The organism is Chryseobacterium gambrini (genome assembly GCF_900156825.1).
Classification (GTDB): domain Bacteria; phylum Bacteroidota; class Bacteroidia; order Flavobacteriales; family Weeksellaceae; genus Chryseobacterium; species Chryseobacterium gambrini.
In genome coordinates this window covers 220,055-237,068 of the sequence record NZ_FTOV01000007.1, presented here as the reverse complement: position 1 = coordinate 237,068, position 17,014 = coordinate 220,055, and the positions used below count along the sequence as shown (strand labels likewise).

Annotated in this window: 18 protein-coding genes and 2 tRNA genes; 12 read left to right on the top strand and 8 right to left on the bottom strand. The window is 36.5% G+C overall.

The annotated features are described in order from the left end of the window. Positions 1–224 precede the first annotated feature (224 nt). A complete protein-coding gene (locus BW951_RS14580; RefSeq protein WP_076394104.1) occupies positions 225–644 on the top strand; it encodes a SufE family protein in 420 nt (139 codons plus the stop codon). A gap of 3 nt (positions 645–647) precedes the next feature. After that, on the top strand, positions 648–1,616 hold the full coding sequence (locus tag BW951_RS14575; protein WP_228427549.1) for a glycosyltransferase family 9 protein: 969 nt from the start codon (positions 648–650) through the stop codon (positions 1,614–1,616). 92 nt (positions 1,617–1,708) lie between these two features. Here the strand turns inward: BW951_RS14575 and BW951_RS14570 are convergent. From BW951_RS14570 to BW951_RS14560, 3 genes are all read right to left on the bottom strand, one after another. Then, positions 1,709–1,783 (bottom strand) — tRNA-Val (locus tag BW951_RS14570). Between the two features lie 33 nt (positions 1,784–1,816). Beyond that, positions 1,817–1,891 (bottom strand) — tRNA-Val (locus BW951_RS14565). A gap of 44 nt (positions 1,892–1,935) precedes the next feature. Beyond that, positions 1,936–3,180 carry a bifunctional folylpolyglutamate synthase/dihydrofolate synthase gene (locus BW951_RS14560; RefSeq protein ID WP_076394102.1) on the bottom strand — a complete coding sequence of 415 codons (1,245 nt, stop codon included), beginning with the start codon at positions 3,178–3,180 and terminating at the stop codon, positions 1,936–1,938. Positions 3,181–3,272: 92 nt separating this feature from the next. On the opposite strand from BW951_RS14560, the gene BW951_RS14555 reads away from it, so the two are divergent. From BW951_RS14555 to BW951_RS14535, 5 genes are read left to right on the top strand one after another with little or no spacing between them, the layout of a single operon-like run. Then, a complete protein-coding gene (locus BW951_RS14555; RefSeq protein ID WP_076394100.1) occupies positions 3,273–4,613 on the top strand; it encodes a TolC family protein in 1,341 nt (446 codons plus the stop codon). Between the two features lies 1 nt (position 4,614). Then, positions 4,615–5,205, top strand: a complete 591-nt coding sequence (locus BW951_RS14550; RefSeq protein ID WP_076394098.1) for a SprT-like domain-containing protein — start codon at positions 4,615–4,617, stop codon at positions 5,203–5,205. A gap of 2 nt (positions 5,206–5,207) precedes the next feature. Further along, entirely contained in the window at positions 5,208–6,293 is a 1,086-nt protein-coding gene (locus tag BW951_RS14545) for a mannose-1-phosphate guanylyltransferase (RefSeq protein ID WP_076394097.1), read from the top strand. A gap of 31 nt (positions 6,294–6,324) precedes the next feature. Beyond that, a complete protein-coding gene (locus tag BW951_RS14540) occupies positions 6,325–7,002 on the top strand; it encodes a hypothetical protein (protein WP_076394096.1) in 678 nt (225 codons plus the stop codon). Further along, the gene (locus BW951_RS14535) at positions 6,959–7,504 is read left to right on the top strand and encodes a GNAT family N-acetyltransferase (protein ID WP_076394095.1); all 546 of its coding nucleotides are present in this window, start codon (positions 6,959–6,961) and stop codon (positions 7,502–7,504) included. The genes BW951_RS14540 and BW951_RS14535 overlap by 44 nt, the downstream gene beginning before the upstream one ends. Before the next feature lie 130 nt (positions 7,505–7,634). Here the strand turns inward: BW951_RS14535 and bcp are convergent, their stop codons facing one another. Then, complete coding sequence (gene bcp, locus BW951_RS14530; protein ID WP_076394094.1) at positions 7,635–8,081, bottom strand: thioredoxin-dependent thiol peroxidase; 447 nt, start codon at positions 8,079–8,081, stop codon at positions 7,635–7,637. A gap of 33 nt (positions 8,082–8,114) precedes the next feature. Between bcp and BW951_RS14525 the strand changes: the two genes are divergently transcribed. Beyond that, the gene (locus tag BW951_RS14525; protein ID WP_076394093.1) at positions 8,115–8,735 is read left to right on the top strand and encodes an endonuclease III domain-containing protein; all 621 of its coding nucleotides are present in this window, start codon (positions 8,115–8,117) and stop codon (positions 8,733–8,735) included. 96 nt (positions 8,736–8,831) lie between these two features. Here the strand turns inward: BW951_RS14525 and BW951_RS14520 are convergent, their stop codons facing one another. The 4 genes from BW951_RS14520 to BW951_RS14505 all read right to left on the bottom strand — a co-directional run bounded on the left by BW951_RS14520 (position 8,832) and on the right by BW951_RS14505 (position 12,438). Then, positions 8,832–9,272, bottom strand: a complete 441-nt coding sequence (locus tag BW951_RS14520) for a DinB family protein (protein ID WP_076394092.1) — start codon at positions 9,270–9,272, stop codon at positions 8,832–8,834. 8 nt (positions 9,273–9,280) lie between these two features. Then, on the bottom strand, positions 9,281–9,877 hold the full coding sequence (locus tag BW951_RS14515) for a hypothetical protein (protein WP_076394091.1): 597 nt from the start codon (positions 9,875–9,877) through the stop codon (positions 9,281–9,283). Between the two features lie 63 nt (positions 9,878–9,940). Then, the gene (locus BW951_RS14510; RefSeq protein WP_076394090.1) at positions 9,941–10,330 is read right to left on the bottom strand and encodes a DUF1398 domain-containing protein; all 390 of its coding nucleotides are present in this window, start codon (positions 10,328–10,330) and stop codon (positions 9,941–9,943) included. 311 nt (positions 10,331–10,641) lie between these two features. After that, positions 10,642–12,438: a DUF885 domain-containing protein gene (locus tag BW951_RS14505; RefSeq protein ID WP_076394089.1), complete on the bottom strand. Its 1,797-nt coding sequence runs from the start codon at positions 12,436–12,438 to the stop codon at positions 10,642–10,644. A 393-nt stretch (positions 12,439–12,831) separates the two neighbouring features. Between BW951_RS14505 and BW951_RS14500 the strand changes: the two genes are divergently transcribed. The 4 genes from BW951_RS14500 to BW951_RS14485 all read left to right on the top strand — a co-directional run bounded on the left by BW951_RS14500 (position 12,832) and on the right by BW951_RS14485 (position 16,988). Continuing rightward, positions 12,832–14,982: a hypothetical protein gene (locus BW951_RS14500; RefSeq protein ID WP_076394088.1), complete on the top strand. Its 2,151-nt coding sequence runs from the start codon at positions 12,832–12,834 to the stop codon at positions 14,980–14,982. A gap of 209 nt (positions 14,983–15,191) precedes the next feature. After that, on the top strand, positions 15,192–15,653 hold the full coding sequence (locus tag BW951_RS14495; protein WP_076394087.1) for a hypothetical protein: 462 nt from the start codon (positions 15,192–15,194) through the stop codon (positions 15,651–15,653). 174 nt (positions 15,654–15,827) lie between these two features. Continuing rightward, positions 15,828–16,532, top strand: coding sequence for a MotA/TolQ/ExbB proton channel family protein (locus BW951_RS14490; protein ID WP_076394085.1), 705 nt, complete (start codon positions 15,828–15,830; stop codon positions 16,530–16,532). Positions 16,533–16,589: 57 nt separating this feature from the next. Next, on the top strand, positions 16,590–16,988 hold the full coding sequence (locus tag BW951_RS14485) for an ExbD/TolR family protein (protein WP_076394083.1): 399 nt from the start codon (positions 16,590–16,592) through the stop codon (positions 16,986–16,988). The last annotated feature ends 26 nt before the right edge of the window (positions 16,989–17,014 follow it).

The window sequence follows — 17,014 nt, the reverse complement described above, 5'->3', positions numbered from 1 at the left end:
TCGAGCGTCTGTCTTTATCCTGCTGCTTTTGCTCTTCTGGTTAATATTTTTAACTAAGTTATCAATCTGTTTTGTTTAATGCAAACTTACCATTGCCGCGACATCCTTTTTTTTGCATGGGGATAAGAACGGGTAAAAAAGATACAGCAGAAAGCGGGAATAGCTTCAAATAAATTCAACATCTTTTTAATTTGGCTATCTTTGCAGAAAGAAATCAGTTTACAATGACTATTAAAGAAAAACAGCAGGAAATCATCGACGAATTTGCTTTTCTTGAAGACTGGGAGCAGAAATACGAATATATTATTGATCTTGGAAAAGAGCTGAAGGGGCTTTCTGAAGACAAAAAAACGGAAGAAAACCTGATCAAAGGCTGTCAGAGTAAAGTTTGGATTGATGCCGAATTTAAGGATGGAAAGTTGTTTTTCGAGGCAGATTCTGACGGGATTTTGCCGAAAGGTATTGTTTCGCTTCTGGTAAGCATCTACAGCGGTCACTCTACACAGGAAATTCTGGATTCTGATTTCGAATTTATTGCTGAAATTGGTCTGCAGGAGTTTCTTTCGCCTTCCAGAGCCAATGGTTTGATGGCAATGACGAAGCAGATTAAATTTTACGCAGTCGCATATCAACTGAAGTCTTAATCTGTGACCCGAATTTTAGCATACCGTTTTTCTGCTTTTGGGGATGTTGCGATGACAGCTCCCGTTTTCCGTGAGTTTCTGGAACAAAATCCCGATGTAGAAATTGTGATGGTTTCCCGAAAGAATTTTGAAGCTTTATTTGCTGATATTCCGAACGTTATATTCAAAGGAGTTAACCTTGATGATTATAAAGGAATATTCGGATTGAGACGTCTTGCCAATGAATTAATTAAAGAATTTCATCCGGATCTTATTGCGAATCTTCATGATGTAATCCGCACGAAGATTCTCGACAAAATTTACAGAAGAAAAGGACTTAAAGTATTCAAAATCAATAAGGGAAAAGAAGAAAAAGAAGATCTCACGAATGTCTGGAACTTAGATAAAACGCAACTGAAAAAAACGGTAGAGCGTTATGCAGATGTTTTTCGGGAAATGGGCTTTAGCGTTGAGCTTTCTCATGCATTGAGACCGGTTTCCGGAGAAAAATCAGGAATAGGGTTTGCGCCTTTTGCTCAGCATCGTGGAAAAATGCTCCCGCTGGAAAAATCTTTTGAACTTGCTAAAATTTTAGCACAAAAACATACGATTTATTTTTTCGGAGGGGGAAAGTCTGAAGCTGAAACGCTGGAACAGTGGGAAAGAGAAATCCCGAATACTCTCAGTTTAGCGGGAAAATTGAGGCTTCAGGAAGAATTAAATAAAATTTCTACATTAGAATTAATGATCTCCATGGATTCCGCCAATATGCATCTGGCAAGTCTTATGGGAACAAGATGTGTTTCCGTGTGGGGGCAGACTCATCCTTTTGCCGGGTTTTTAGGCTTTGGACAAAGCGAAGAAGATGTGGTTCAGGTGAAAGACCTTACTTGCAGACCTTGTTCTGTTTTTGGGGATAAAGAATGTTATCGTGGAGACTGGGCTTGTCTGGAAGAGTTGCATGTGCAGAGAGTAGTGGAAAAGATTTTATAAATAGAGCCTCCCGATTCTGGAGGCTTTTTTTAATCAGTCTTACACAGAAGATATAAAACAAAAAAATCTCTCTTAAAAAAGAGAGATTTCTGTGGGTCCTGAGGGATTCGAACCCCCGACCCTCTGGGTGTAAACCAGATGCTCTGAACCAACTGAGCTAAGAACCCGAATTTTTTTGAAAGGTTTCGTTTCCTTTTCTGTGGGTCCTGAGGGATTCGAACCCCCGACCCTCTGGGTGTAAACCAGATGCTCTGAACCAACTGAGCTAAGAACCCTCTTTATCGTTGTTTCCTCGATTAGAGTGGTGCAAATATACGACTTATTTAGAAATCTCCAAATTTTTTTCTAAAAATTCTCCCACTACAAAGTTGCTTCCGCCGATAAAAATCATTTCTTTATTTGTACATTGCTCTTTTGCAGAAAGATACGCCTGCTGTACAGAATCGAAAATTTTGTAAAAAATTTTCGCATCGACAAGTAAATTTTCGTAATCTTCAGGGTGTCTTCCGCGATGGATGGCTGGTTTTGCAAAATAAAACTGAGAGTTATCAGGTAAAATTTTCATGACTTCATCTATTTTTTTATCATTCACAAAGCCTAAAATAATATGTTTGTGCTTATCGATGGAATTTAATTGTGAAAAAACATATTCCAGACCTGCCTGATTGTGTCCTGTGTCGCAAATGGTAAGCGGATTTTCTGAAAACTGGAACCATCGTCCGATAAATCCTGTATTCTGATGAACGTGTAAAAGTCCTTTTTCAATATTTTCATCCGAGATGGTATAATTTAGTTTTTTTAATTCTTCAATTAAACAGACAACCACTTTGATGTTTTTTTCCTGATAATATCCCTGGAGATCAGATTTTAACGCTGTTTTTATCAAAGCAGCATCAATAAAAGGGGCATTTTCTTTATCCGCTTTATTTTTAATGATATTTTTTACGGCTTCATTTTCATCACCGGAAATAATCGGAATCCGGGGTTTTACAATTCCTGCTTTTTCTCCTGCAATTTCTTCAATGGTATCTCCTAAAATATTCTGATGATCTAGCTGAACATTCGTAATGGCCGCCACCAAAGGATTAATAATATTTGTTGAATCCAGTCTGCCGCCTAAGCCCACTTCAATAATCGCAATTTCTACATTTTGCTGATGAAAATATTCAAAAGCCATAATGGTGGTAAACTCAAAAAAAGAAGGCTGAATATCTTCAGGAAGATTTTTCAGTTTCTGAATAAAATGATAAACAAATTCTTTGTCACAATTATTACCGTTTACCTTAATCCGTTCTGTAAAATCGATCAGGTGAGGAGAGTTGTACAGTCCTGTTTTATATCCCGATTCCTGTAGCACTGAAGCCAGCATATTGCTGGAAGATCCTTTCCCATTGGTTCCGCCAATGTGGACGCATTTTATCTTTTCCTGAGGATTCCCGAAAAAATCGCAAAGTTTTATGATATTGTCCAATCCCGGCTTGTATGCTTTCTGCCCGTCTATCTGATAATTAGGAGCCTGTACGAACAACCATTCTACCGCTTCCTGATATTGTTCATTTGTCATAATGCAAAATTCTCAAAAGTTTTTTAAAAAGAAATATTAAAACTGTAACTTTTTTATATTTACTTCGTCTAATAGGGAAAAATATATAGAGTATGAAAAAGGTTTTGACTATTATTTTGGGATTATCTTGTCTGGCAGTCAATGCCCAGAAAAAATGGTCTTTGAGAGAATGTGTGGATTATGCAACCAAACATAATCTTCAGGTGATCCAAAATGAATATTCGAAACAGTCTCAGGATCTGAATCTGAAAATTGCCAAGAAAAACTATCTTCCGTCTGTTTCCGGTTCTGTGGGAAATACGGTGAGTTTCGGGCAAACCTCTTTCGGGACGGGAAGTTTAAGAAACGACAGATTCAGTAACAGTGCAAATTTGGGAGCAGATATTTTGGTGTACAATAACGGCAGACTTGAAAAAACCATCAGAAAAACAGAATTCGATGTAGAAGCAAGTCAGTATGATATTGAAACCATTAAAAATGATATTTCTCTTCAGATTGCACAGCAGTATTTAACAACCTTACTGAATAAAGAAATTGTAAAAATTTCTCAGGCGGCTGTTGAAAATGCTCAGAAACAATATGACAGATCAAAAATTACTACAGAAATAGGCACAACGGCACAAACGGTTTTAGCAGAAGCAGAGGCAGGACTGGCAAGAGAAAAACAAAACCTGAAGACTGCTGAAATTAATGTGGGAAGAAGTTTATTTGCTTTAGCACAGCTTTTACAGCTTCAGGAATATAAAGATTTTGATGTGGAAGATGTAAATGTTCCGGATCAGTTGGCTCCGCAGTTAAAATCTGTAGATGAGGTTTTAACAACAGCTTACGAGACTCAGCCGCAGGTAAAAGCCGCGGAAAGCAGGATAAAAGCAGCGCAGGCGCAGACCGAAGTTTCCAAAACGGCTTTCTGGCCTACTGTTACGGCAAGTGCAGGAATCGGATCTTTCTACAATAACCTTTTAAATACAGATAATGTAGGTTCCGCTCTTTTCTATGTAAAAGAACAGGGATTCTTTTCTCAATATAAAGACAATTTCGGACAACAGGCGGCTCTTTCTGTCAATATCCCTATTTTCAATAAAGGAATTACAAAACTTCAGGTAGAACAGTCTAAACTAAATGAAAGTCTGGCAAAAGTAACTTTAGAACAGCAGAAACAGACCGTAAGACAGAATGTTCAGAAAGCGCAGTTTGATGTGGATGCCAATTATGAAATCTATCTTTCATCACTTCAGGCAGAGAAAAGCACCAAACTTGCATTGGAGTTTGCAGATAAAAGTTATGCAGCGGGAAGATCTACCATTTATGATGTAAATATTGCAAGAAATAATTATGCTAATGCACAGGGTTCTGTAGCTCAGGCAAAATATAATTATGTTTTCAGTCTTAAATTGTTGAATTTCTATGCCGGAATTCCATTAAGTTTGTAAAATGTCTATTCAGTCATTAGAAAAATATTTACCGCAAAATACGCTTCAATATTTAAAAATTTGGTTTGCAGACTATTATATTCATATAAAAGTTACACGCAACAGGAATTCCAAACTGGGAGATTATCGTAAACTTCAGGATCATTCTCATGAGATTACGATCAATTCCACTTTGGCTCCGCAATTATTTTTCTTTGTGTTAACCCATGAGTTGGCGCATCTTATTGCCTTTGAGAAGTACGGCAGAAGAATTTCTCCACACGGAAACGAATGGAAAGAAACTTTCCGGCAGATGCTTTTGCAGAGTCTTGAAGTATATGAAGAAAATTTAAGACCCGTCATTGTTAAATTTTCGAAATCTCCGAAAGCCAATTTTATGGCAAGTCCGGAGCTGGTAAAATATTTTCACATTGAGAAACAGGACGATACGCTTGTGTTTATTGAAACGCTTCAAAAAGGAGATCTTTTTATTTACCGGAACGAAAAGTACCTCTTAGAAGGTCTAATTAAAAAAAACTATCTTTGTAAAAACTTGGCTACAGGAAGAAAGTATTCTTTCAAACCATTGGCAAGGGTAGAAAAATACACATAAGAATGTCAAAATCAAACAGATATTGCGTCATTATGGCAGGTGGAATCGGAAGCAGATTCTGGCCTATGAGTACGCAGAAATTTCCGAAACAGTTTCAGGATATTTTAGGAGTGGGACGCACCATGATTCAGCAGACCTATGACAGGATCAGCAGAATTATTCCTAATGAAAATATATTTGTGATTACGAATAAAGAGTATGTAGAGCTTTCGCATCAGCAGTTGCCGGAAGTTCCGCAGGAAAATATTGTGGGAGAACCTTTGCTTAAAAATACGGCTCCGTGTAATCTTTACATGGCGAATAAAATCGCTGAAACAGATCCCGATGCAACCATGATCGTGCTTCCTGCAGATCATTTAATTTTAAAAGAAGAAACTTTTCTGAAAAAAGTAGAACTGGCTTTTGAAATTGCTGCAAAGAACGAATATCTGGTAACGTTGGGAATTACACCAACAAGACCCGACACAGGATACGGCTATATTCAGTTTGTAGACAAACACGATTCAGATTATTATAAAGTAAAGACCTTTACGGAAAAGCCGATTCTTGAAATTGCTAAAAGCTTTCTGGAAAGCGGTGATTTCCTTTGGAATGCAGGCATTTTTATCTGGAACGTAAAAAGCATCCATCATGCCTTTGAAATGTATCTTCCGGAAATGACGCAGCATTTTATGGCTTGCGAATACAATGCAGACAGTGAAAAAAGCTGTATTGAACTGATTTATCCTAAAGTCCAGAAAATTTCTATTGATAACGGAATTTTAGAAAAAGCACAGAACGTTTATGTAATTCCGGCAGATTTGGGTTGGAGCGATCTGGGAACCTGGACTTCCGTTTATGAAAATGCAGACAAGGATGAGAATCTGAATGCCGTAAAATCTAAACAGCCGATTCTTACCTACAATGCAAAAGGAAATGTAATCCGTATGAAAAATAACAATAAAGCAGTAGTTATCGACGGATTGGAAAATTACATCATTGTAGATACCGATAAAGCTCTTTTAATCTGCCCGAGAGATCACGATCAGCTGATAAAAGACTATGTTTTAGACCTTAAAAACCTGAAGAAAGGAGATAAATTCATGTAAAATAATTTTCTTTTTTCCTCGTTCTGTAACTATGATAACATTGATAAGAAAATTCTGGGTATTCGGTTTTTTGTTTTTGGGAATATTTTCTTACGCACAGGAAAAGAAGCATTTTTCTAATGTTTCCAGTATTTTACAGAACATTATTCCGAATGTTAAAGCCTCTTCCTGGTTGCTGATTCACAGCAGTTATGGGAAAGACCGTATTTTGAAACAATCCGGAGCGGCGATAGATTATGTTTCACAAACCTCAGGATTCAATATCGGAATTGCGGAAGAAAATGAATTTTATTTCATCGTCTATGTATCCGGAGGAAAAACAGAATATGTTACCACTCTTGAAGGGCTTAAAAACTTTGTGGGAAAACCTGATGACATTCAGGATGCTGCCATTTCTGCAGCTACAGACGGTTATATTATCGATGAAGAATTCAGAGATATTGCGGCGAATTATTACGAAGATAAATCCAATTATTATCTGAATTTAGGAAAGTTGACTTCTACAGAATGTCCTTATCAGAAAAAATATTTTACTTTAACCATCAGTAAATCAACAGGAATAATTACGGAAGCGAAAGATAATGGTTCGTATATTGAGCTTTATAATAAAAAATGCACCAATAACCCAAGATTGCTGAAGATCGAGAAAAAAGAAGAACCGAAAGATGAGCCTAAAAAGAAACCCGCAAGATCCACAAAACGAAAATAATTCTTACGAAACAGAACGTCTGATTCTTCGTCCGATGTCTCTGGAAGATACAGCATTTATTCTGGATCTTTACAACCGTCCGAAATTCATTCAGTTTATCGGAGATCGTAATTTGAAGACACTTTCTGACGCAGAAGATTATATCAGAAACCGTTTTCTTCCTCAAATGGAAAGATTGGGCTACGGAAATTATTTAATGCTTACCAAGGATGGGAATCATAAAATCGGAGGAGTTGGAATTTTCGAAAGGGAAGGATTGGATGTTGTGGATATCGGCTTTTCGCTTTTAGATGAGTTTGAAGGAAAAGGGTACGCTTATGAAGCCGCTTTAAAGATAAAATCTGTCGGAATGGATGATTTCGGGTTGAAAAAGATTTCTGCCATTACAACAAAAGACAACTTTTCTTCTCAGAAATTAATTGAAAAGCTGGGGTTGAAATTCCAAAAATATGTCACCATTCCCAACGATCCGGAGGAACTGATGTATTACGAAACAGAGTAGGATAGTTTTTACTTTAAACAACTTCTTTATTTAACCACAAAAGCCACAAAAAAGATTCAATAGTTCTGAAGATCTCTGATTTTTATTCTTTTAAGCCTTTTGCGGTTAAATTATAAATATTATTTAAAAGCTATTTCAAAATCTGTGCAGCGTGATCTTTCGTTTTTACCTTATCGATAACTTCTGTACAGATTCCGTTTTCATCAAAAACAAAAGTGGTTCTTACAATTCCCATGAATTCTTTTCCCATAAACTTTTTCAGTTGCCAAACGCCAAATTTTTCAATAATATCACGCGTTTCATCGGCAATGATATCAAAAGGAAATTCAAATTTCTCACTGAATTTTTTCTGATTTTTTACAGGATCTGCACTTACACCCAACAATTCAAATCCCTGTTTCTTAAGTTCGGCATAATTGTCTCTCAGATTGCATGCTTCAGCAGTACAACCCGGAGTATTTGCTTTCGGATAGAAAAAGACAACAAGCTTTTTACCGATCAGATTTTCAGAATGTACCGTTTCACCATCCTGATTGGTTCCTTCAAATTGAGGTAATTTATCTCCGACTTTCAACATAATGATTTATTTTTGTTCAAATTTAATGCTTCCATGACAAAAAAGCAAAGAGCCGAACTCGTACAGACCGAATTAGAAAAATTATATCCCGAAGTTCCCATTCCGCTGGATCATACCGATCCTTACACTTTAATGGTTGCTGTAGCACTATCTGCACAGACAACCGATAAAAAGGTGAATCAGGTAACGCCTGAGCTTTTCGCGGTGGCAGGAACTCCACAAAGAATGGCAAAGCTGGAGGAATATCAGATTAAAGAATTAATCAAAGAAATAGGACTTGCCAATACCAAAGCCAAAAATCTCAAAAGAATGGCAGAACTTCTTCTGGAAAGACATAATGGAGTAGTGCCGCAAACCTACGAAGAACTCGAAGCGCTTCCCGGGGTTGGGCATAAAACTGCATCCGTTGTGATGAGTCAGGGCTTTGGATTTCCTGCTTTTCCTGTAGATACCCACATTCACAGATTAATGACACAATGGAAACTCACTTCCGGAAAAAACGTAGTTGAAACCGAAAAAGACGCTAAAAAACTCTGGAAAGAAGAAGTGTGGAATAAACTTCATCTTCAGATTATTTTCTACGGAAGAGAATATTCTCCCGCGCGAGGAAACGGAGCCAAAGATTTCATCACCAAAATGCTGTTCGAAAAATAAACAGTCTTTTCCGAGGCCTGAATTCCCCTCCTTTGGAGGGGTGGCGAAAATTCGGAAGAATTTTTGACGGGGTGGTTAAATAGATGAAGAAGCAAATCAATCCAACAATCTTCGGTGATAATTAATCTGTCCCAGATGATAACTCAGATGCCCGAAAAGATGGATCAGGAAATATTCCGTCGTCATTCCATAACCCAAAGGTTCAAGCGGATATGGTTTCTGGAGGTCTTCATCAGATAGCCTTTCAAGCGTAATCGTTACCGTTTCGATCGTCTTTTTAATCTGCTGAATCAATTCCGCTCTCGGAATATCTTTTAATGAGAATTCAAGCTCCCTGTTTCTTACATATCCGGAATTTCCCAAAACAGCTCCCACAAAATGACTGAGATTTCCCACAATATGCAACGTTAAATTTCCTGCCGAATTTGAAATGTTTGCCTCTGTTTTCCAGAGATTTGTTTCATTCTTATAAGATTCAATTTCCTGTTTCAGCTTATTTAAATCCCTTAGGAATAGCGATTTTAGACTTTCTGTCATTATTTTTCTTATTTAATTTTTGTTTTAAAATATCCTCTGAAATTTTTAGTAACCAGAGAATCCAGCTTCGTCTCATAGTCGATAAACCCATAAATACTGTCGCTTTTTTGAAAGATGTATTTATTAAGAGCCAATTTCTGATAAACCGGATAAGAATTGATAAATTTAATCTCACCTTTTAAGGCTTTAGGGTCAATATCTTGAATTAAAAACTGATGATTAAAAACCTTTACCAAAACTCCGTTTCCAAAATATCCGTTGTAATTATTAAGCCAAATATTGATGGTGTCTCCTTTGTATTCAGTTTTGCATTTATAATCGCTGAACTGAAAAAATCTGTATTGCTTTCTTCGAGGATATAAAAAGCTTTCATAATAACCATCTTCTTGTACAATATGAGCGGTTCTTGTTAGATTTTCTACTTTTTCACTGCTAAATAATTTAAGCTCAGGATATTTTGATAGAATTTTGAATGTATCATTTTTACTTAAATTTTCATCAACAGTAATTTTTTCAGGTTGTGAGATTTCCCTGTTTTCCTTTTTGCAACTTAAAAAACACAATCCAAAAATGAAAGTGATAAAAAAGAGAAATGCTTTTATCATATTCTGTTTTAAAACATAAAGCTAAACAAAAAAGCCACAAAAATTAATTTGTGACTTCAGTTTTTAATGAGGAATTTCTTCTGTCAGAATTTCGTTTCCGGCTTTATCGTAGTAAATGCAGGTAAATTGATCCAGATCTACAATCCATTTTTCAATTCCCGTTTCAGCACAGTCTTCGCAAAATTTCATATAATCCGTTTCTCCTCTCTGATGACTTTTAAGCTGCTGAATAAACTTTTCCTGGTCAGAATCATCAGCGATTACTAAATCTTTATATTGAGGTTCTGAGGTTGTTTTAAAATCATTTTCTCCAAAATATTCGGTATGGCTGTCTTTTACCCATGTTTCAAAAGATTTCACGCCTAATTCCTTAATTTCTTTGATGTAATTTGGAAAATCTGCTCCAGTTTTTACTTTGCCGTGAGCAGATTCAATTTGTTCTACTGTAAACATCTTTTTTCGTTGTATTTTTTTGTTTTTCAATTTTAATTACAAAGGCGCAAATTATAAGTTTTTTAAACTCATTTTAAATTTAACTTCAAAAGAGACAAAAGACATTATTGGATTTATTTAAAGTATTTCAAAAGCCTTCAAAGAGAAAAAATCTTTGATTTTTTTAACTTATGTGATCTTTCTTTCCATTTAAGGATTAAACTTAAACAACTAAAGGGTTACAATCTTTTGCATCTTTTGCGGTAAAAAAGTTTACATTTAAAAAATAAAAATCAATGAAAAACTTTGCGTTTTTAGGATACCTGCAAAAATTATTTCTGTTTTTTTGCCCAAAGTTCCATTTTCCTGTTCAGAACATCCAAAGGAAGGCAACCCTGGCTCAAAACTTCATCATGGAATTTGGCTAAATTAAATTTACTTCCCAGTTCTTTCTGATATTTTTCTCTCAGCTCACGGATTCTCAGCGAACCGATTTTGTAGCCTAAAGCCTGTCCCGGCATTGCCATATATCGCTCTACTTCGGCTGTTGCTCCGGCTTCGTCATAAGAAATATTGCTTAGAAAATATTTGATTGCCTGTTCTCTCGTCATTTTTCCCGTGTGAAGACCCGTGTCTACTACCAGTCTTACTGCTCTTAGCATTTGGTCGCTCAGGTAGCCCATCTTCTGATAAGGATCTGTGTACAGCCCGAATTCCGGTCCTAATGTTTCGCAATAATGAGCCCATCCTTCACCGTAAGCTCCAAACCAGCCGAATCTCATGAATTTCGGGAGTTTGGTGTTTTCCTGTTGTAAAGAAACCTGATAGTGATGTCCCGGAATAGCCTCGTGTAAGAACAAAGATTCCATACCTGAAGTTACGTTGAATTTTGACGGATCTGGAAGCGGAACGTAGAAGATTCCCGGTCTTTTTCCGTCCGGAGTTCCCTGAATGTATTCTGCACTTGCACTTGCCTCTCTGAATTTTTCAGTTTGTCTGATCTCGAATCCTGTTTTCGGTGTTATTGAAAACATGGTTTTCAGCTTCGGCGTAATTTTCGTTAAAATTCCGTTGAATGCAGCCAGAACTTCTTTTGAACTCGTGTAAGGCATTGCTTTCGGATCTGTTTTTACATAATTGATGAACTCTTCCAGTGTTCCTGTAAAACCAACCTGCTGTTTTACTTTTTCCATTTCGGCGCGAAGTATTGCTACCTGCTGAAGTCCGATTTTATTAATTTCCTCCGGCGTTTTATTGGTTGTCGTCCAGCTTTTCGCATAGTATTGGTAAATTTCCTTTCCGTTCGGTAAGCTGTTATAACCGTCTGTTTCTCTTGCTTTTGGTAAATATTCTTTTTCTAAAAAGTTGCCCATTTTAGTATAAGCGGGAATAATTTTCTGCACGATGGCATCCCTGTAAAGCTTAGAGAATTTTTCTTTCTGCTCGTCTGTAAAATTTTTCGGAAACTTTCTGATCGGTCCGTAAAAAATGTTTTTATCCGGATCGGCAGACGTAATTTCTTCGGCTCTCATCTGTGGAATCATCTTTACCACCAGTTTTTTAGGCAAAACCATTTTATTGTTAATCCCTTCACGGAAATTATCGGTCGCTGCATTCATCCATTCCTGAAATTTTTCCATTCTTTTCAGCCAGTCGGTATAATCTTTCTCTGTTTTAAAAGGCTGGCTTCCTTCTCCGCTTCCATACAAAGGAAAATTAAGCGGCAGACCGCCAAATTGTGTAAAAGGAATATATTCCGGATGATAGTTATAGTTTTCAATTTTATCTTTTAACGTAAAATTCAGCACATCATAAATTACCTTATCTTCGTCTGAAAGATTCTTATAATCCACATTCTCCAGTTGTTTTTCTACAGAACGGTAGAAAGCTACTTCTCCAGAGATAAAATCTTTATCGATGTTAATCGGAAGCTGATCGTTATAACGCAAATCTCCCTGCGAAGTCGCATCCAGAGGATATAATTTCAAATACTGTTCATAATAATTGGAAGCAATAGAATCCAGATTGGATGGTGTTACTTTTGTTAAAGGCGAATCGGATTTTTTGCATGAGCCTAAACTGATGATCAGACCTAATCCTAAAATACTTTTTGATATGATGTTTTTCATTCCGGAATCTTTAGAGAACAAAAATAAATATAATATCAACGTAAATTTTCAATCAACTAAAATTAAGATTATAAACAAGAAAATTATTTGTTTTTAATTTATTTTAATGAAAATATTTACCTCAAATCACATCTTATGCGTAAAATAATATTGATAATTGTATTTTTTTAATTTAAAGTTAGGTGATTTGGTAAAAATGTGTTATTGATTGCTTAATTAATTTAAAAATTTATATATAATTAGTATATGTTTAAAAAAAAATAATTATTCGTATGATTTGTTTTGTGTTATTAGTTTTTTTCTATATTAGCGATTAATTAAATAATAAGTAAAAGTGTTGTGAATTATTTTAATTATTGTTTAATTTAATGTGAAAATATAATTTTAATTGATATGACTAAAAAACTACTTAACCTGGCAATTGCTTTCTCAAGCATTTCGGCTTTTTATGCCCAAGTTGGAATAAATTCAACTTCGCCAAACACAACCTTTGAGATTGTTTCTAAAACCAACGGTGTAAGACCGGAGGGTATCTTAATTCCAAGATTAACAGGAGATCAGATTAAAAATATGGAGCCTCTTCTAGGAAGTTCTCAAAATTCTATGATGATTTACGCAACGAGTGCAGCAACCAGTCTTACGGCAAGTACCGTAGATCTTACAGCCCCTGGATTTTATTATTATAATTTCGGATTGGCAAAATGGGTTGCTATTAATAATTTCGGGACGGCTGCAAAAACGCCGATTTCAGGACTTATCGACGGAACAGAGAATAATTCGATAGACAGTAAGAATTTCGCACAAAGTTGGGATTGGACCACAGCAAGTACACAGACTCCTCTTACTTTAAGAGCCAATGCTTTAACTACAGGAACTTTACTGGATATTACTTCTACAAGTACAGCCTTAAATTCAACAAATGGATTGGTGAGAATTATCAATAATGCAGCACCTTCTAATGCAACAGGTATTTTCGCGAGGTTTCAGCCAAGTAATGTTGCAGGAAGTGGAATGTCTCTTCTTAATAATGGAAATTCAGGATTCGGAACAACAGCTCCTTCTGCAAAAATTCACATTTTGGAATCAGGAACAACCAATCAGCCTGCAGCTATTATAAGTCAGTCGAGCAGTGCAGCAGATACCGGAAGTTTAGCAAGTACGGGATCAAAAGGAATGTTCATTGATATGAGTTCAGCTACTCTCGACAGGGCGTTGGTAATTACTCAAAATGGAACAGCGACAAATTCCCGGGGATTAAATGTTGTAATGGCTGCAACTAATCCGTCATTAGGAGCCTTTATTAATCATAATGGAACAGGGGAAGGTTTGAGAATACAGAATACAAATACAGCAACCACAAGTAATGGGATTTTAGTTATTCACAGTGGAAACTCTACAGGAAATGGAGTAAGAGTACAAATGGATGGTACTACTTCTACTGGAGGCGGTTTTAGTGTACTTTCAGCAGGAACGGCTTCCGGAGTATTTACTACTACTACAGCAACATCTACGGATGCAACCGCAGATGTTTCTACAAGAAGAGCAGGAGTTTGGGGGAATAGAGTTTTAGGAAGTGCTGCTGCAAGCAATTCAGGAAGTGGCTATTCAGGACCAAGTTCTGCCGCAACCACTTTAGCACATACTACTCTTTACGGGTCAATGGGGAATGCGGAACCTACAGCTTCTACAGATGCCTACATTTTTGGTGTTTTAGGAGAAGTTCTTTCTGTAGCAAGTGCCGCAGCAGTCGACAGGTCGGGTGGAGTGTTGGGGAATTCACAGGTTGCAGGGACTTTTGGAATTTTAGGATACAGAACATCTGCTTCTGCGAATGCAGGAGTGTATGGAAATGCCGCAATGTCTACAGGAACGGGTAGATCTGCGTTGGGTTCTGAGGCAGCAGGATTTGGGGTAATGGGAGTAGGAGATCTTATGGGAGCTGCTTTTAGGGGTAATGTTTACGGGATTAACGCAAGCGGAAGCCGTTACGGGATGTATGTGGACGGTGCCACGTATACGAATAATGTAATTGCTAATGTAAGTACTGTAGACGGAAGCACAGAAAGAGTTACAACGTATGTTCCTACATCAACCACTGCAGACATTTATACACGAGGAACCGCAACTCTTGATGCGAGCGGAAGGGTAAGTGTTTCTTTTGACAGAAAATTCTCTGATCTTGTTGCGGAAAATTCTGTAGTGGTAACCATTACTCCAATCGGGAAAGGCTCTCAGATTTATCTTGAGCAGGAGCCTACAAAAACAGGATTCAGTGCCAAAACGGATGATAACAATGCTGTAAAATTCTCATACATTGCTGTAGGAACGAGAAAAGGTCTTGAAAATATTGCAGTTCCGAAAGAAATTCTTTCAAAGGATTATGACGAAAATATGACTGCCGTACTTCATAATGAAGCAGATACTTCCTCAAAAGGAAAACCGGTTCACTGGAATGGTTCTGAACTGAAATTTGAAAAATCTGCAAATGCACCAAGCAATGCAAGATTAAATACGGCTCAGCTTAAAGCCGAAAAAATTGAATAACTTATTTTAATAATTAAAATTTTTTAAAAGTGTCGTTATCATATAGCGGCACTTTTTTATAAGATTAAAATTTTAGAGGCTTGTTATATTAATTTAAAAGAGATTTTTTAAAAATACTTTTCAAAAAATTTTTCACGTTCAATCTATTTTTTATCTTTGTTGAAAACGTTTAACAATCATATTATTACCGCTCTTTTTTTTAAGAAATAATGAAAGGGATTTTAAAAATTTACCATCCGGACGAAACGCTAAAGTACAATATCAGAAATACTTATTGCAAGGCGGTTTACAGCAACCAACAACATTTTCTGGAAGTTGAAATTATTACGGATGACAGTCTGGATCATGTAGAGGATGATTCATTACAGTACAACTTTCCGCAGCTTTCTCTTGAAGTGTTCGATTTCCCTATCGATTCCGCGGAAATAGAAGGAAAAACCATTACGATTAATGATTCTGATGAAGATACATATACCGAAGTAGATCTTTTCGATGACGAGGAAGCCTTTATTTATGATAATGAGCTTCAGTTTGAGAAAAATGAAGAAGGAGAACTTCAGGTAATCTGGAAAGGAACGATTGATGATTTCTATACAGGATCAGACACGCCGATTCCTTTCAGGCTGAAATGTGAATTCAAGCAGGAAGAAATTGAGGTAGACGAAGATTAATCATCTTTATTTGTCCCCATTTTTATATCAGATTTCTTTTCAAATCATTTTTGGAAAGAAATTTGCTGTTTATGAAAATAACAAACTTTAAGTTGTTTTTAAGCAATTTTTAAGAGTTCAATTCATAATATTCCATTACTTTTGTCGTTACAACTTTTATAAAAATACACTTTAATGCTGTTAACGGAACTTACTCAGATTTTATTTGCCCAGGTTGCTGCACCTGCAGTAGCGGCAGACGATTTAGAATTCTCATTTTGGAAAATCATGTTCCACGGAGGAGCTTTCGCTAAAATAGTGATGGTAACCGTGTTGTTGCTCGGTGTATTTTCCGTATATCTTTTCTTTGAGCGCTTTTTCTTTATTAAAAGATTAATCTCAAAAACAGATGCCAATTTTATGGATAATATCGAAGATTTTATCAGAGATGGTAAAATAGAGTCTGCGGCAGATTACTGTAAAAGACAAAATTCTCCGGAAGGCAGAATTTTAGAAAAAGGAATTTCAAGATTGGGGCGCCCTGTTTCGGATATCGTAAGTGCGATGGAATCTCAGGCTCAGGTTGAGGTTGCCAACATGGAAAAAAATCTGAATCTTTTGGCGGTGGTTCCAAGTATAGCTCCGATGTTGGGACTTTTGGGAACGGTAATCGGGATGATCATCGCATTCTTCAATTTGTCTCATGCAACGGGTTCTTTCTCTCCGAAAACTTTGTCTGAAGGTATTTATACTGCATTGGGACAAACAGCAGTAGGTCTTGCTGTAGCAATTCCGGCAAACTTTTTTTACAATTTATTATTAACAAGAATTGATAAATTTGTATTGAAGGCGCAAAACATGTCCGGCGAATTTTTAGACCTTATCAATAAACCGTTATAATTTTTTCTTATGAAACCGAAAGGTTCCATCTGACAAACATAAAATCAGAATCAACAGATGAAAATTCAGAGAAGAAATAAAGCAAACCCGGAATTCAGTTTGGCAGCGATGACAGATGTTATCTTGCTGATGCTGATCTTCTTTATGGTAACTTCTTCGGCAGCCAATCAAAGTGCGATCGATGTGAAATTGCCGAAAGCAGATACCGCAGCAGACAATATTCCGAATCCTTTGGTGGTGAGCGTAAAACCGGATGGGTCTTATTTTGTAGACGATAATCCTGTGAACAGAGGAGAATTGGAACAGACCATTGTCAATAAATTAACAGGTCAGGCGAATAAATCTTTCACCATAAGAGCAGACGAAAATACCCTCCATAAAGACGTGGTTTTTGTAATGGAAATTGCCGAGAAACATAAATTCAATATTGCCATTGCAACCGTTAAAGATAAATAACTCTTCGAAGTAAGGAGCATTTTAAA

What these genes read in the sequence shown, in the direction of transcription:
- BW951_RS14580 (WP_076394104.1), top strand. Translation starts at nt 225, where the DNA reads ATGACTATTAAAGAAAAACAGCAGGAAATCATCGACGAATTTGCTTTT.
- BW951_RS14560 (WP_076394102.1), bottom strand. Translation starts at nt 3,180, where the DNA reads ATGACAAATGAACAATATCAGGAAGCGGTAGAATGGTTGTTCGTACAG.
- BW951_RS14555 (WP_076394100.1), top strand. Translation starts at nt 3,273, where the DNA reads ATGAAAAAGGTTTTGACTATTATTTTGGGATTATCTTGTCTGGCAGTC.
- BW951_RS14550 (WP_076394098.1), top strand. Translation starts at nt 4,615, where the DNA reads ATGTCTATTCAGTCATTAGAAAAATATTTACCGCAAAATACGCTTCAA.
- BW951_RS14545 (WP_076394097.1), top strand. Translation starts at nt 5,208, where the DNA reads ATGTCAAAATCAAACAGATATTGCGTCATTATGGCAGGTGGAATCGGA.
- BW951_RS14540 (WP_076394096.1), top strand. Translation starts at nt 6,325, where the DNA reads ATGATAACATTGATAAGAAAATTCTGGGTATTCGGTTTTTTGTTTTTG.
- BW951_RS14535 (WP_076394095.1), top strand. Translation starts at nt 6,959, where the DNA reads ATGAGCCTAAAAAGAAACCCGCAAGATCCACAAAACGAAAATAATTCT.
- bcp (WP_076394094.1), bottom strand. Translation starts at nt 8,081, where the DNA reads ATGTTGAAAGTCGGAGATAAATTACCTCAATTTGAAGGAACCAATCAG.
- BW951_RS14525 (WP_076394093.1), top strand. Translation starts at nt 8,115, where the DNA reads ATGACAAAAAAGCAAAGAGCCGAACTCGTACAGACCGAATTAGAAAAA.
- BW951_RS14520 (WP_076394092.1), bottom strand. Translation starts at nt 9,272, where the DNA reads ATGACAGAAAGTCTAAAATCGCTATTCCTAAGGGATTTAAATAAGCTG.
- BW951_RS14515 (WP_076394091.1), bottom strand. Translation starts at nt 9,877, where the DNA reads ATGATAAAAGCATTTCTCTTTTTTATCACTTTCATTTTTGGATTGTGT.
- BW951_RS14510 (WP_076394090.1), bottom strand. Translation starts at nt 10,330, where the DNA reads ATGTTTACAGTAGAACAAATTGAATCTGCTCACGGCAAAGTAAAAACT.
- BW951_RS14505 (WP_076394089.1), bottom strand. Translation starts at nt 12,438, where the DNA reads ATGAAAAACATCATATCAAAAAGTATTTTAGGATTAGGTCTGATCATC.
- BW951_RS14500 (WP_076394088.1), top strand. Translation starts at nt 12,832, where the DNA reads ATGACTAAAAAACTACTTAACCTGGCAATTGCTTTCTCAAGCATTTCG.
- BW951_RS14495 (WP_076394087.1), top strand. Translation starts at nt 15,192, where the DNA reads ATGAAAGGGATTTTAAAAATTTACCATCCGGACGAAACGCTAAAGTAC.
- BW951_RS14490 (WP_076394085.1), top strand. Translation starts at nt 15,828, where the DNA reads ATGCTGTTAACGGAACTTACTCAGATTTTATTTGCCCAGGTTGCTGCA.
- BW951_RS14485 (WP_076394083.1), top strand. Translation starts at nt 16,590, where the DNA reads ATGAAAATTCAGAGAAGAAATAAAGCAAACCCGGAATTCAGTTTGGCA.